This window comes from Agrococcus sp. Ld7 (genome assembly GCF_045064095.1).
In the GTDB taxonomy this organism is placed as follows: domain Bacteria; phylum Actinomycetota; class Actinomycetes; order Actinomycetales; family Microbacteriaceae; genus Agrococcus.
In genome coordinates this window covers 123,523-138,391 of sequence record NZ_JBISGY010000026.1, presented here as the reverse complement: position 1 = coordinate 138,391, position 14,869 = coordinate 123,523, and the positions used below count along the sequence as shown (strand labels likewise).

Below are 14,869 nucleotides of genomic sequence, written 5' to 3'. Positions count from 1 at the left end.
GTCACTCGGCCGATGCCTCGACGGATGACTCGTCGGTCTCGTCGAAGAGCTTCGACGCGCGCTGACGGTCGAGCGACGCCTCGACCAGACCGCGGAACAGCGGATGCGCGCGGTTGGGCCGGCTGCGCAGCTCGGGGTGGGCCTGCGTCGCGATGTAGAACGGGTGGTCCGGCAGCTCGACGTACTCGACGAGCGTGCCGTCGGGCGAGAGGCCCGAGAAGGCGAGCCCGGCCTCGGCGATCTCGTCGCGGTAGGCGTTGTTCACCTCGTAGCGATGCCGGTGGCGCTCATGCGAGACGGTGTCGCCGTAGAGCCGTGCGGCGAGCGAACCCTCGTCGAGCCGTGCCTCATACAGGCCCAGACGCATCGTGCCGCCCAGGTCGCCGCCGTGGATGTGCTGCTCCTGCTCGGCCATGGTCGCGATCACGGGCGCGGGCGCCGCCTCGTCGAACTCGGTCGAGGATGCGCCCTCGATGCCGGCCAGGTTGCGCGCGGCCTCGATCACCATGCACTGCAGGCCGAGGCAGATGCCGAGCGTGGGGATCTCGTTCTCGCGCGTGAACTTCAGCGCGCCCAGCTTGCCCTCGATGCCGCGGATGCCGAAGCCGCCGGGCACGACGATCCCGTCCAGCTCGCCCAGCTGCGCCGCCGCGCCCTCGGGGCTCTCGCACTCGTCCGACTGGATCCACCGCAGGTTGACCTTCGTCTGGTTCGCGAAGCCACCCGCCTTCACCGCTTCGGTCACCGACAGGTAGGCGTCGGGCAGGTCGATGTACTTGCCGACCAGGCCGATCGTCACCTCGTGCTTGGGCTTGTGCACGGCGTCGAGCACCGGCTGCCAGTGCGACCAGTCGACCTCGCCGGCGGTGAGGCTCAGCTGACGGATGATGTAGGCGTCGAGGCCCTGCTCGTTCAGGCTCGTGGGGATGTCGTAGATCGAGGGCAGGTCGACGGTGTTGACGACCGCCTCCTCCTCGACATCGCACATGAGGGCGATCTTCTTGATGTTCGACTCGCTCACCGGGCGGTCGCTGCGCAGCACGAGGGCGTCGGGCTGGATCCCGAGGGAGCGCAGCGTGGTCACGGAGTGCTGCGTCGGCTTCGTCTTCTGCTCGCCCGATGCGCCCAGGAAGGGCACGAGCGAGACGTGCACGAAGAACACGTTCTGCCGGCCGAGCTCGTGACGGAGCTGACGCGCCGACTCGATGAACGGCTGCGACTCGATGTCGCCGACCGTGCCGCCGATCTCGGTGATGATGACGTCGGGCTGCGGGTCCTGCTCGGACTGCAGGCGCATGCGGCGCTTGATCTCATCGGAGATGTGCGGGATGACCTGCACCGTGTCGCCCAGGTACTCACCGCGGCGCTCGCGCTCGATGACGCGCGAGTAGATCTGGCCGGTGGTGACGTTCGCGGCCTGCGAGAGGTTCACATCGAGGAAGCGCTCGTAGTGACCGATGTCGAGATCGGTCTCGGCGCCGTCGTCGGTGACGAACACCTCACCGTGCTGGAACGGGTTCATCGTGCCCGGGTCCACGTTGAGGTACGGGTCGAGCTTCTGCATCACCACGTGCAGCCCGCGCGCGGTCAGCAGATTGCCCAGCGACGCCGCCGTCAGGCCCTTGCCGAGCGACGAGACGACACCGCCGGTCACGAAGATCTGCTTGGTCACCTTGGCGGCAGGTCGGCCGGTGACCGGGGCGGTCTCCGAGGCGGAATCCGTGGTTTCCGTGGGCTGCTGGTCGGCGTCTTGCGCAACGAGGTTCACGGGCTTCGAGCCTAACCCACCACGCGCGCATCTTCGAGCAACTCGCGGGCATGCGCGAGCGCGGTCTCGGATGCCGTGCCCGAGAGCATGCGCGCGAGCTCCGCGAGCCGTGCCTCACCGTCCACGCGCGAGACCTGCGAGGCGGTGATGCGGCCATCCGTCCCCTTCTCGACGCGCACGTGCTGCTCGGCGAACGCGGCGACCTGCGCGAGGTGCGTGACGACGATGACCTGGCAGTGCTCGGCGAGCCGCGAGAGGCGGCGGCCGATCTCGATCGCCGCGGCACCGCCGACGCCGGCGTCGACCTCGTCGAAGACCATCGTCGGCACGCTCTCGTCGGCGAGCGCCACCTCGAGCGCGAGCATGATGCGGCTCAGCTCGCCGCCGGAGGCGCCCTTCTGCACGGGGCGCGGCGGCGCCCCGGGGTGGGGAGCGAGCAGCATCGTGATGCGATCGCGGCCGAAGGGTCCCAGCGCATCGGTCTGCTCGACCTCCACCACGAGCCGGGCATCCGGCATCGCGAGCGCCTTGAGCTCCGCACCGACTGCGTCCTCGAGCGCGCGGGCCGCCGCCCGGCGCAGCTCGGTCAGCCGGTCGGCGAGCGCCGTCGCGCCGTCGAAGTGCCGCTGCTCCTCGTCGGCGAGGCGCGCGAGCTCCGAATCGTCGTCCTCGAGCTCGGCGAGTCGCAGCGCCGACTGCGGTGCCTCTTCCAGTGCCACGTCGAGCGGCCGCCCCAGCCTGCGCTCAAGACCGGAGAGGTCTGCGCGCCTGTCCTGCACCTCGTCGAGGCTGCGCTCTGGGCGTTCGAGGTCGTCCAGCGCCTTCACGATCGAGGCGGATGCCTCCTGCAGCAGCGCATCCGCCTGCACGAGCAGCTCGAGCGACTCCGCAAGCGCGGCATCATCCGCCGACGCCCGCTCGACCAGCCTCCTGGCAACACCGGCCTGCGTGATCGCACCCTGCGCGAGCGCACCGGGCGCCATCGCCTCGAGCCCATCGTCGCCCGCGAGCGCGGCATGCGCTTCGGCGAGCTCGGCGCGCAGCCCCTCGGAATGCTCGAGCCGATTCGCGATCGCTGCGAGCTCCGCCTGCTCCCCCGGCTGCGGGTCGAAGGCCTCGAGCTCCTCGAGGTCGGCGCGGATCGCGGCCGCCTCCTCCGCTCGAGCGTCGTGCTGCGTGCGGATGCGCCCTGCGGCCGCGCGCGCTGCATCCCACGCCGCGTGCTCCTGCCGATACTCGACGAGCAGCGACTGCAGCGCAGCTCCAGCGGCTCGATCGAGCGCGGCCGCCTGCGCGTCCGCCGACCGCAGCCGCTGCTGATCGGCCTGTCCGTGCACAGCGACCAGACGGTCGGCGAGCTCGCGCAGCAGCCCCGCGGGCACCGCGGCTCCGCCGGCCTGGGCGCGGGAGCGAGCGGCCCCGTCCTGCCCCCGCGACAGCGCGCGGCCGAGGATCAGCTCGTCGTCGTCGAGGCTGCCGCCGGCGTCCTCGACCAGCCCTGCGGCATCCGCGTCATCGACGATCCAGACGCCCTGCACCGCGGCACGATCCTCACCCGCGCGGATCACACCGGCGTCGGCGCGCTCGCCGCGCAGCAGCGCGAGCGCCTGCACCACCATCGTCTTGCCCGCGCCGGTCTCACCGGTGATCGCCGTGAAGCCGGGACCGAAGGGCACCCGCGCCTCATCGATCACGCCGAGCGAGCGGATCGTGAGCTCGTCGAGTCGGGTCATGCGCGCTTCCGCCGGAAGCCCTCGACGGGCAGGTGGAACTTGGCGACCAGCCGGTCGGCGAAGGGCGCGCGCGACAGTCGAGCCAGGCGCAGCGGACGCTCGTCGCGGGTGCCCTCGACGCGTGAGCCCTGCGGCAGGCCGAAGGAGCGTCGCGAGTCGCACCACAGCATCGCGGGGCTCGTCGAGTCGTCGGCGATCGTGACGGACATCGTCGAGGTGGGCGCGACGACGAGCGGCCGGGAGAACAGCGCGTGCGCACCAAGTGGCACCATGAGCAGCACCTCTGCGGTCGGCCACACGATCGGCCCTCCGGCAGAGAACGAGTAGGCGGTGGAACCGGTCGGCGTCGCCATCAGCACCGCGTCGGTGCCGTACGACGAGATCGGGCGCCCATCGATCTCCAGCAGCGTCGTGATCATGCGACCGGACCCGGCCTTCTCGATCGACGCCTCGTTGATCGCCCAGGTCTCGTGCATCAGCCTGTCGCCCTGGAAGACCCGTACGCGCAGGACGAGCCGATGCTCGACCTCGTAGTCGCGGCGCAGTGCACGCTCGACCACCTCGGCGGTCTCGGCGACCTCGGCCTCCGCGAGGAAGCCGACGTGCCCGAGATTGATGCCGAGCAGGGGCGCGTCGATCGCGCGCTGCAGCTCGGCGGCGCGGAGGATCGTGCCGTCGCCACCCAGCGTCATGATCAGCTCGATCTCCGGCAGGTCCGGTGCGGCGTAGGGCTCGACCGCGTCCAGTCCGTCGTGCGCGTCGAGCAGCACCTGGCGATCCTCGGCGAGCACCACCGGCGTCACCGACGCGGCGAGCAGACGCCGGGCAATGGTGGCTGCGGCGTCGACGGCTGCCGAGCGCCCGGGGTGGAACGCGAGCAGGAACCTGCGTTCGCTCACCACGCCTCCTTCGACAGTCGGACGGACTCCTCCAGCCATTCTGTCGGATTCGTGCCGGTCGTCGCCGAGAGGTGGGCGAGGTACTCGATGTTGCCGCGGCCGCCGACGATCGGACTGCCCATGAGTCCTACGGTGCCGAGGCCCACATCCCATGCCGCCCACAGCACCTGCTCGATGGCCTGCGCGCGCAGCGTCGGGTCGGTGACGATCCCCTCGCGCACGCCCGCGCGCCCCACCTCGAACTGCGGCTTGATGAGCACGATCCAGTCGGCATCCGCAGCCGCGACGCCCACGAGCGGCTCGATCGCAAGTGAGAGCGAGATGAACGACAGGTCGGCGGTGATGAGGGATGGGGCCGGATCCAGCGAGCCGGGCACGAGGTCGCGCACGTTCTGCCCCTCGACGAGGGTGATCGGATGCGCATCGACGTCGAGCTGGAACTGGCCGTGCCCGACATCCAGCGCCGTCACGTGCGCGGCACCGCGCGCCAGCAGCACCTGCGTGAATCCCCCGGTGGAGGCGCCCGCGTCCAGCGCGATGCGACCGGTGGGATCGACGTCGAACGCGTCGAGGGCTGCCAGCAGCTTGTGCGCGGCGCGCGAGACCCACGCGTCACCGCCGTCGACCGACAGCGCGGCCTCGGAGCCCACCTTGTGGCTGGGCTTCAGCACGCCGCGGCCGTCCACCGACACCAGTCCTGCGGCGATGTGCTGCTGTGCCTGGGTACGGCTGCGGGCGAGCCCGCGCTGCACCAGCGCGTGATCGAGCCTGGTCGGCTGCGACGGATCCGTCACGCGCGGACCGCGCCGAGCTCGGCCTGCAGCCGGTCGTGGATCCGAGCGAGCTGATCGGCTCGTTCGTCGAGCGGCTGCTGCTCGAGCAGCTCGAGCTCGTCGACCAGGCCGTCGGTCGCGAAATCCTGCGCTTCAGTCATAGGAGCGAGGCTAGCGAATCGATGGCAGCGCGCTCGTCGGCGCGCGACAGCCGGTGCGGACTGCGTCGGCTGGTCACGAGCCGGCAGGAGCACGGGGCGGGGTGCGGGCTCACGCGTCGCTGTCGACGAAGCCCTCCCCCACGGATTCGGTGGAGGTGCTGAAGCCCACAAAGCGAATCGCGGGCGAACCGGTCTCGTAGGCCGTGAAGTAGACGGGCTTCTCTGTCTGCAGCAGGTGGTACACCTCATCGAACTTGTGGGATGCGAGCTCGACCTGGTGGAAGCTGCTGCCGATCGACACGAAGTCCCCGGGCGGCGACCCGGGGAACTTCACAGAGACCGTATCTCCACCATCCAGCGCCAGCCGGATGCTGCGGTCGTAGTTCAGGGTGCTGGAGGCGAACACATCGACCTCGTAGGAGGTGACCTCTTTGTTCCAGACGAACGGCATCGGAACCTGCTCTCGCTCGAGATCCTTTGGATTTCGAGTCCATCGAGGCCTCGGCCCGATCTCATCTCCCGACCCGCTGCAGAGACCTTGCGAACGCCCCGCCGATCGGTCCGGGCGTAGCCGCACAGTACCGACGCGCGAGAGGTGCATCAAGACCTCGGTTTCCGGCAGCTGGGAAACGCTGGCGACGCAGCTGACGTCTCAGAGCGCGAGCAGCTCGTCGGCGATGCGCAGCCCCAGCACGGGGCGATCCGCGCTCCACACGGCAGCGCAGGCGGCACGAATCGTGTCGACCGGGCGCACGCCGGCTCGCACGAGCGTGATGTCGATGCCGCTGCGGCGCACCGCCGCCTTCCCTACCTCGAAGTAGGTGTCGCCCGTTGACCGCTCCAGCGTCTCTCGCACCGGCGCGATGGGCTCGGTGAGACCGCGCAGATCCTCGATCACATGATCGGGACGCATCGATTCGTCGGCGCCGATGAGGTGCGCCCCGCGGTCGACGCCCGTGAGCACCATGATCGAGCCGATGCCCGCACGGCGCGCGCCCAGGATGTCGGTGTCGAGCCGATCGCCCACCATCATGGGCGCGGCGGCGCCATAGCGCTCGGTCGCGACGTCGTACATGTGGCGCTCGGGCTTGCCCGCGAACTCCGCCAGGCGTCCGACGGCGGTGTGCACTGCCGACACCAGGGTGCCGTTGCCGGGTGCGATCCCTCCGGCGACCGGAATCGTCCAGTCGCCGTTGGTTGCGACCCAGGGGATCCCCGTGTGCAGCGCGAACGACGCCTCCGCGAGCTCCTGCCACCCCACCGAGGGGTGGAAGCCCTGCACCACCGCCTTCGGCCGCTCGGCGGCGGTGCGCACGACCCGCCAGCCGCGCGCCTCGACCTCGACGACGACGCCCGCACCACCGACCACGAGCACCGGGTCACCGGGCTCCAGATGTGCCGCCAGCAGTCGCATCGCGGCCTGCGGGCTGGTCACCACGTCGTCCGGAGACACCTCGAGGCCGAAGGACGAGAGGTGGGCGGCGACGTCGGCGTCGGTGCGGGAGGCGTTGTTGGTCAGGTACACCGAGCGCACGCCGGCCCCGCGGATGCTGTCCACGGCATGCGGGATCGCGTCCGGCCCCTTGTAGACGACGCCGTCCAGGTCGAGGTAGAGGCAGTCGACGCCGTCGATCGGCGTCGGCTCGTGCTGCGGCGACCTGCGGAACAGCGCCATCAGCGCTCGTCGCCGTCGCGCTCCGCGGGGTCGGCCTCCCCCGCGGTGTCGGCCGCGATCAGCTCATCGCCGAACAGCGCGTCGCCGAACAGCGCATCGCCCTGGTCGAACGCTGCTGCGTCCGGCGCGGCCGCCTCGGCAGCGGTGTCGGCGGTCGCGGGCTCGGCGGCATCCGGCGTGTCCGTCGACTCGACCAGCGGATCGGTCGCCGAAGCAGCAGCCACCGTGTCGGCCTCAACCTCCGGCACATCATTCGCCCGGATGAGCGCGTCGGCCTCGTCCTCCGGCACATCATTCGCCCGGATGAGCGCGTCGGCCTCGTCGACGTCGTCTCCCTCGAGCGAGCCGTCGAACTCGACGCCCTCATCCTCGTCGGCGTCATCCGTCTCCAACCGCTCGGTGACGATGCCCATCGACTCGAGCTCACCAGGAGCCATCGAGGCCTCCAGCGCGTCGATGGCGCGGTCAGCGAGCGCGAACCACTCGGCCGCCTCAGCATCGCGCCCCAGCTCCTCCAGCACGCCGGCAAAGCTCGCGAAGAGCGCCGGGCTGTACTCGAACGCCTTGTCGCGCCGCAGCTCCGGGATGCGCAGCTCTTCGAGCGCGGCATCCTTCTGATCGAGATCGAGGCGCGCTCCGGACTTCACGATCGCGAGCTCGACGCGCACCGCGGCCTCCAGGGTGGAGGCGTCCACGGATCGCGCCAGCTCGAGTGCCTTCTCTGGGCGCCCAAGGCCCCGCTCGCAGTCGGCCATGAGTGGCAGCTGGTCATCGCGTCCCGTGATGCGCCGATAGGTGCGCAGTTCGCGCAGCGCCAACGTGAAGTCGCCCAACTGGTAGGCGGTGATCGCGAGGGTCTCGCGCACCACGCCGATGCGACCGGCACGACGAGCCGCGGCCAGCGCGTGCTGATGCGCCAGCTCGGGGTTCTCGTCGATCAGCTCCGAGGCGCGCGCCATGTGCTTCGCGACATAGTCGGCGTTGTCCTTCGTGAGGGTCTTCAGCTGCGCGCGGGCGCCGATGTCGAGATCCTCAGCCTGGATGTCGTCCGGCAGGTCGGGCGCGATGAACTCGTCGTCCCGCACTTGCTTGAAGCTCTCGCCCGAGCCGTCGCCTCTGTGCTCGAAGTCACGCCCCGGACGCGCTGCGTCCCGCTGCGGACCCTGGTTGCGGGCGCGCTGGTCATCACGGCGACGCTGGTCGCCGCGGCCGAAGTCCTGTCCGTCCCGCTGCGGACGACGGTCGCGGTCGTTCGAGCGGCGGTCGCCATCGCGCGGCGGCTTGCGATCGCTGGACGTGCGGTCCCCATCGCGCTGCGGACGCTGATCGCGGCCGCCGAAACGACGCTCACCGTCACTCTGCGGACGCTGATCGCGATCGGCGGAGCGACGCTCACCATCGCGCTGCGGCTTGCGGTCGCCGAACCTACGGTCTCCGTCACGCTGCGGACGCTGATCGCGGTCGCCGAAACGACGCTCACCATCGCGCGGCGGCTTGCGGTCGCCGAACCTGCGGTCGCCATCTCGCTGTGGACGCTGATCGCGATCGCCGAACCTGCGATCGCCGTCCCGCTGAGGACGCTGATCCCGATCGCCGAACCGACGCTCACCGTCGCGCTGCGGCTTCCGGTCGCGGAACGAGCGGTCGCCGTCGCGCGGAGGACGACGTTCGGCATCGCTCGAGGGACGCGCACCATCCGGACGGTAGCCACGGTCGCCGGGGCGGAGCTTGCGCTCGCTCTCGCCGGCTGGCCGGCGGTCGCCATCACGCTGCGGTCGGGAGTCGCGGTCACCGAAGCGACGGTCGCCATCACGAGGGGGCCGACGGTCGGAGTCACGCGGCGGCTTGCGATCGCCAAAACGACGATCCCCATCCCGCGGGGGGCGACCCACTCCGCCGGAGCTGCGGTTGCGGTCGTGGTCCCGACCGGAGTTGCGGTCTGCCTCGTCGTTCATGGCTCCATGCTCTCATTGGGTGGGACAAATGAAAAAGGGGCCCCAGACGAATCTGGGGCCCCTTTCCAAAAGAAGTCCGGCGGTGTCCTACTCTCCCACAGGGTCCCCCCTGCAGTACCATCGGCGCTGAGAGCCTTAGCTTCCGGGTTCGGAATGTGACCGGGCGTTTCCCTCTCGCTATGGCCGCCGAAACACTATTGATGTTTCGATCTGCACAGCACTTCGCAATCAAGCGAAGGGCTGCGGTTCTCGACCGTACATCGAGAACCACAAAGTGGACGCGAGCAGCAAGCTCATATATATGTTATCAAGTCATCGGCTTATTAGTACCGGTCAGCTTCATGGGTCTGTAGTCCCCACTTCCACATCCGGCCTATCAACCCAGTAGTCTAGCTGGGAGCCTCTCGCCCGAAGGCATGGAAGTCTCATCTTGAGGCCGGCTTCCCGCTTAGATGCTTTCAGCGGTTATCCATCCCGAACGTAGCTAATCAGCGGTGCTCCTGGCGGAACAACTGACACACCAGAGGTTCGTCCAACCCGGTCCTCTCGTACTAGGGTCAGATCCTCTCAAACTTCCAACGCGCGCAGCGGATAGGGACCGAACTGTCTCACGACGTTCTAAACCCAGCTCGCGTGCCGCTTTAATGGGCGAACAGCCCAACCCTTGGGACCTACTCCAGCCCCAGGATGCGACGAGCCGACATCGAGGTGCCAAACCATGCCGTCGATATGGACTCTTGGGCAAGATCAGCCTGTTATCCCCGAGGTACCTTTTATCCGTTGAGCGACAGCGCTTCCACAAGCCACTGCCGGATCACTAGTCCCGACTTTCGTCCCTGCTCCAGTTGTCACTGTCACAGTCAAGCTCCCTTGTGCACTTACACTCGACACCTGATTGCCAACCAGGTTGAGGGAACCTTTGGGCGCCTCCGTTACTTTTTGGGAGGCAACCGCCCCAGTTAAACTACCCACCAGGCACTGTCCCTGAACCGGATTACGGTTCGAAGTTAGATATCCAGAGTGACCAGAGTGGTATTTCAACAATGACTCCACCCGAACTAGCGTCCGAGCTTCACAGTCTCCCACCTATCCTACACAAGCCACACCGAACACCAATACCAAGCTGTAGTAAAGGTCACGGGGTCTTTCCGTCCTGCTGCGCGTAACGAGCATCTTTACTCGTAGTGCAATTTCGCCGAGTTCGCGGTTGAGACAGCTGGGAAGTCGTTACGCCATTCGTGCAGGTCGGAACTTACCCGACAAGGAATTTCGCTACCTTAGGATGGTTATAGTTACCACCGCCGTTTACTGGGGCTTAAATTCTGAGCTTCGCTTGCGCTAACCCTTCCTCTTAACCTTCCAGCACCGGGCAGGCGTCAGTCCGTATACATCGACTTGCGTCTTCGCACGGACCTGTGTTTTTAGTAAACAGTCGCTTCCCACTGGTCTCTGCGGCCTTCAAACGCTCGGGCAGCTAGTGCCGTCACGCCTCAGGCCCCCCTTCTCCCGAAGTTACGGGGGCATTTTGCCGAGTTCCTTAACCACGATTCTCTCGATCTCCTTAGTATTCTCTACCTGACCACCTGAGTTGGTTTGGGGTACGGGTGACTAAAACCTCGCGTCGATGCTTTTCTTGGCAGCATAGGATCACAGACTTCCCTCTAGGGTTCGGCAAAGCTCTCAGGCTTAATGTGGAACGGATTTGCCTATCCCACGCCCTACGGCTTACCCGGACTCAACCATCGGCCCGGTTCTGCTACCTTCCTGCGTCACACCTGTTAATACGCTAGCCGCCCCAGCATAGGGTCGAGTGCTAGGCCAAGGACGTCACCCCGAAGGGATCGGTCCAAGGATTCAGACTCTTAGCATTACTGGTTTAGCTTGGGCGGTTTTTCGTCAGCTCAGGATTATCAACCTGATGTCCATCGACTACGCCTGTCGGCCTCGCCTTAGGTCCCGGCTTACCCAGGGAAGATTAGCTTGACCCTGGAAACCTTGGTCTTTCGGAGGACTGGTTTCTCGCCAGTCTTTCGCTACTCATGCCTGCATTCTCACTCGTGTGGCGTCCACGGCTGGATTACTCCGCCGCTTCACTCGCCACACGACGCTCTCCTACCAATCCGTACGCCTGGACAGACAAGCTGCCGAGCTGTTGTACGAATTCCACGACTTCGGTGGCGTGCTTGAGCCCCGTTACATTGTCGGCGCAAAATCACTTGACCAGTGAGCTATTACGCACTCTTTCAAGGGTGGCTGCTTCTAAGCCAACCTCCTGGTTGTCTAAGCAACTTCACATCCTTTTCCACTTAGCACGCGCTTGGGGACCTTAGTCGGTGGTCTGGGTTGTTTCCCTCTCGACGATGAAGCTTATCCCCCACCGTCTCACTGCTGCGCTCTCACTTACCGGCATTCGGAGTTTGGCTGACGTCAGTAACCTTTTGGGGCCCATCGGCCATCCAGTAGCTCTACCTCCGGCAAGAAACACGCAACGCTGCACCTAAATGCATTTCGGAGAGAACCAGCTATCACGAAGTTTGATTGGCCTTTCACCCCTATCCACAGCTCATCCCCTCAGTTTTCAACCTAAGTGGGTTCGGTCCTCCACGAGGTCTTACCCTCGCTTCAACCTGGCCATGGATAGATCACTTCGCTTCGGGTCTAGGACATGCGACTGAATCGCCCTATTCAGACTCGCTTTCGCTACGGCTACCCCACACGGGTTAACCTCGCCACATATCACTAACTCGCAGGCTCATTCTTCAAAAGGCACGCTGTCACAGCTACTAAGGCTGCTCCAACGGTTTGTAAGCAAACGGTTTCAGGTACTATTTCACTCCCCTCCCGGGGTACTTTTCACCTTTCCCTCACGGTACTTGTCCGCTATCGGTCATCTGGGAGTATTTAGGCTTACCAGGTGGTCCTGGCTGATTCACACGGGATTTCTCGGGCCCCGTGCTACTTGGGATAAACCTCACGCCATTGCGCGGTTTCGGCTACGGGATTGTCACCCTCTGTGATGGACCTTTCCAAGTCCTTCGCCTACCGCGGTCTGTAACGTTTGCTGATCGGCAGATCAACTGAGATGTCCCACAACCCCGATCGTGCAACGCCTGCCGGCTATCACACACGATCGGTTTAGCCTCTTCCGCGTTCGCTCGCCACTACTTACGGAATCACTGTTGTTTTCTCTTCCTGTGGGTACTGAGATGTTTCACTTCCCCACGTTCCCTCTACCCGCCCTATATATTCAGGCGGGAGTCACTGGGTCAGCACGCTGCCCAGCGGGGTTTCCCCATTCGGAGACCCTCGGATCAAAGCTCGTTTATCAGCTCCCCGAGGATTATCGCAGATTACTACGTCCTTCATCGGCTCCAGATGCCAAGGCATCCACCGTTTGCTCTTAGAAACTTGACCACATACATGAGTATTGGTTAATCGGCAGCCCGAAGGCTGCTGACCAATGATCTAATTATTAGATCTTGTGATCCGAGCCGAAGCTCGAATCTAAGATGCTCGCGTCCACTGTGTAGTTCTCAACTTACGGTCGGTACCGACGACTTCAGCGCAATGCGCTTCTGCCGGCCGGTCCGAGGGTTCTTCCGACGCCAAAGGCGCCGTCCGGTCCCTCAGGACCCAACAGCGTGCATGCACCCGATCTCCTGAGCCCTGCGGTTCCGAGCTGCCTAAGCAGCTGTACTGAGCTGGACTCGATCAATCGAGTGCCAATGTCAATGTTCCACCCATGAGCTGACCACCGGTCGACGTATGCGACCGAAGTGGCTCTGCGCCGGCAAGCCGGCGAGATGCTCCTTAGAAAGGAGGTGATCCAGCCGCACCTTCCGGTACGGCTACCTTGTTACGACTTAGTCCTAATTACCGATCCCACCTTCGACGGCTCCCTCCAAAAGGTTAGGCCACCGGCTTCGGGTGTTACCGACTTTCATGACTTGACGGGCGGTGTGTACAAGGCCCGGGAACGTATTCACCGTAGCGTTGCTGATCTACGATTACTAGCGACTCCGACTTCATGAGGTCGAGTTGCAGACCTCAATCCGAACTGAGACCAGCTTTTTGGGATTCGCTCCACCTTACGGTATCGCAGCCCATTGTACTGGCCATTGTAGCATGCGTGAAGCCCAAGACATAAGGGGCATGATGATTTGACCTCATCCCCACCTTCCTCCGAGTTGACCCCGGCAGTATCCCATGAGTTCCCACCATTACGTGCTGGCAACATAGGACGAGGGTTGCGCTCGTTGCGGGACTTAACCCAACATCTCACGACACGAGCTGACGACAACCATGCACCACCTGTATACGAGTGTCCAAAGAGTTCACTGTCTCCAGTGCGTTCTCGTATATGTCAAGCCTTGGTAAGGTTCTTCGCGTTGCATCGAATTAATCCGCATGCTCCGCCGCTTGTGCGGGCCCCCGTCAATTCCTTTGAGTTTTAGCCTTGCGGCCGTACTCCCCAGGCGGGGAACTTAATGCGTTAGCTACGACACGGAGACCGTGGAATGGTCCCCACATCTAGTTCCCAACGTTTACGGCATGGACTACCAGGGTATCTAAGCCTGTTTGCTCCCCATGCTTTCGCTCCTCAGCGTCAGTTACGGCCCAGAGATCTGCCTTCGCCATCGGTGTTCCTCCTGATATCTGCGCATTCCACCGCTACACCAGGAATTCCAATCTCCCCTACCGCACTCTAGTCTGCCCGTACCCACTGCAAGCCCGAGGTTGAGCCTCGGGATTTCACAGCAGACGTGACAAACCGCCTACGAGCTCTTTACGCCCAATAATTCCGGACAACGCTTGCACCCTACGTATTACCGCGGCTGCTGGCACGTAGTTAGCCGGTGCTTTTTCTGCAGGTACCGTCACTTTCGCTTCTTCCCTGCTAAAAGAGGTTTACAACCCGAAGGCCGTCGTCCCTCACGCGGCGTTGCTGCATCAGGCTTGCGCCCATTGTGCAATATTCCCCACTGCTGCCTCCCGTAGGAGTCTGGGCCGTGTCTCAGTCCCAGTGTGGCCGGTCACCCTCTCAGGCCGGCTACCCGTCGTCGTCTTGGTGAGCCATTACCTCACCAACTAACTGATAGGCCGTGAGCTGATCCTTGACCGAAATTCTTTCCACCCCCTGGAGATGCCTCCGAGGGTCGTATCCGGTATTAGACGCCGTTTCCAGCGCTTATTCCAGAGTCAAGGGCACATTGCTCACGTGTTACTCACCCGTTCGCCACTAATCCGGAGGAGCAAGCTCCTCCTTCATCGTTCGACTTGCATGTGTTAAGCACGCCGCCAGCGTTCGTCCTGAGCCAGGATCAAACTCTCCGTAAAGAAAATTTGCGTACCAACCGGGGAAAACCGGATGGCAGCGAGTTTGATGCTGACAAAATAGACTGTCTACTGACAATCTGTCTTATCCAAAGGAATCGTTCTGTCCGAAGACAGGACGAGTTAATAATTTGGCATTTGACATTGTGCACGCTGTTGAGTTCTCAAGGATCGGACGCTCTCGTGCTTTCCCTTCCGGGTCAGCGCCGAGGCAACTTCTCTATCGTAACCACTTCCTAGCGAGTGTCAATTCGACACGCCGTGCGGAGCTTGACTCCCACCGGACTTTCAGTTTCGGCTCGTGGCAACCTGTCTAGGTTACACGATCCGGAGTGACTGTCAAGTCGGCTTCTGCTGACTCTCGGTCTGTCCCGGGTGGTGGCAACCTGTCTAGGTTACGCGATCCGGGGCGACTGTCAAGTCGGCATGTCGCGCTGCCGGCTGCTGTTGCCGCCGTCGTGCGCTCCGCACTTTCACCATTGAAGTGGATTGTCACCATACTCGCTGTTCGGCCCAACACGCAAACTGCGCGGTGCCTTGCGGCGAGGAGGTGGTCCCTCTTGATCCGCTG

At 64.5% G+C, this 14,869-nt stretch carries 8 protein-coding genes and 3 rRNA genes; all 11 read right to left on the bottom strand.

Going from position 1 to position 14,869, the window contains the following annotated elements; genetic code table 11:
• Position 1: 1 nt before the first annotated feature.
• The 11 genes from ACJJVL_RS05480 to ACJJVL_RS05430 all read right to left on the bottom strand — a co-directional run bounded on the left by ACJJVL_RS05480 (position 2) and on the right by ACJJVL_RS05430 (position 14,301).
• Complete coding sequence (locus tag ACJJVL_RS05480) at positions 2 to 1,672, bottom strand: CTP synthase (RefSeq protein WP_405217514.1); 1,671 nt, start codon at positions 1,670 to 1,672, stop codon at positions 2 to 4.
• A gap of 107 nt (positions 1,673 to 1,779) precedes the next feature.
• On the bottom strand, positions 1,780 to 3,501 hold the full coding sequence (recN, locus tag ACJJVL_RS05475; RefSeq protein WP_405217320.1) for a DNA repair protein RecN: 1,722 nt from the start codon (positions 3,499 to 3,501) through the stop codon (positions 1,780 to 1,782).
• Positions 3,498 to 4,400 carry an NAD kinase gene (locus ACJJVL_RS05470; RefSeq protein ID WP_405217319.1) on the bottom strand — a complete coding sequence of 301 codons (903 nt, stop codon included), beginning with the start codon at positions 4,398 to 4,400 and terminating at the stop codon, positions 3,498 to 3,500. The genes recN and ACJJVL_RS05470 overlap by 4 nt, the downstream gene beginning before the upstream one ends.
• On the bottom strand, positions 4,397 to 5,194 hold the full coding sequence (locus ACJJVL_RS05465) for a TlyA family RNA methyltransferase (protein WP_405217317.1): 798 nt from the start codon (positions 5,192 to 5,194) through the stop codon (positions 4,397 to 4,399). The genes ACJJVL_RS05470 and ACJJVL_RS05465 overlap by 4 nt, the downstream gene beginning before the upstream one ends.
• Positions 5,191 to 5,334 carry a hypothetical protein gene (locus ACJJVL_RS05460; protein ID WP_405217316.1) on the bottom strand — a complete coding sequence of 48 codons (144 nt, stop codon included), beginning with the start codon at positions 5,332 to 5,334 and terminating at the stop codon, positions 5,191 to 5,193. Before ACJJVL_RS05460 ends, ACJJVL_RS05465 begins: the two co-directional genes overlap by 4 nt.
• A gap of 109 nt (positions 5,335 to 5,443) precedes the next feature.
• Entirely contained in the window at positions 5,444 to 5,785 is a 342-nt protein-coding gene (locus tag ACJJVL_RS05455) for a hypothetical protein (protein WP_405217315.1), read from the bottom strand.
• 201 nt (positions 5,786 to 5,986) lie between these two features.
• On the bottom strand, positions 5,987 to 7,009 hold the full coding sequence (locus tag ACJJVL_RS05450; RefSeq protein WP_405217314.1) for an HAD-IIA family hydrolase: 1,023 nt from the start codon (positions 7,007 to 7,009) through the stop codon (positions 5,987 to 5,989).
• Entirely contained in the window at positions 7,009 to 8,094 is a 1,086-nt protein-coding gene (locus ACJJVL_RS05445) for a hypothetical protein (RefSeq protein ID WP_405217313.1), read from the bottom strand. Before ACJJVL_RS05445 ends, ACJJVL_RS05450 begins: the two co-directional genes overlap by 1 nt.
• A gap of 944 nt (positions 8,095 to 9,038) precedes the next feature.
• Positions 9,039 to 9,155, bottom strand: a 5S ribosomal RNA gene (gene rrf / locus ACJJVL_RS05440).
• 112 nt (positions 9,156 to 9,267) lie between these two features.
• Positions 9,268 to 12,378, bottom strand: a 23S ribosomal RNA gene (locus tag ACJJVL_RS05435).
• 400 nt (positions 12,379 to 12,778) lie between these two features.
• Positions 12,779 to 14,301: ribosomal RNA gene (locus tag ACJJVL_RS05430) — 16S ribosomal RNA — on the bottom strand.
• The 16S, 23S and 5S rRNA genes sit together here, the layout of an rRNA operon.
• Positions 14,302 to 14,869: the final 568 nt, after the last annotated feature.

Excerpts from the sequence above, each read along its gene's own strand:
- recN (WP_405217320.1), bottom strand. The coding sequence starts at position 3,501 with ATGACCCGACTCGACGAGCTCACGATCCGCTCGCTCGGCGTGATCGAT.
- ACJJVL_RS05460 (WP_405217316.1), bottom strand. The coding sequence starts at position 5,334 with ATGACTGAAGCGCAGGATTTCGCGACCGACGGCCTGGTCGACGAGCTC.
- ACJJVL_RS05455 (WP_405217315.1), bottom strand. The coding sequence starts at position 5,785 with ATGCCGTTCGTCTGGAACAAAGAGGTCACCTCCTACGAGGTCGATGTG.
- ACJJVL_RS05450 (WP_405217314.1), bottom strand. The coding sequence starts at position 7,009 with ATGGCGCTGTTCCGCAGGTCGCCGCAGCACGAGCCGACGCCGATCGAC.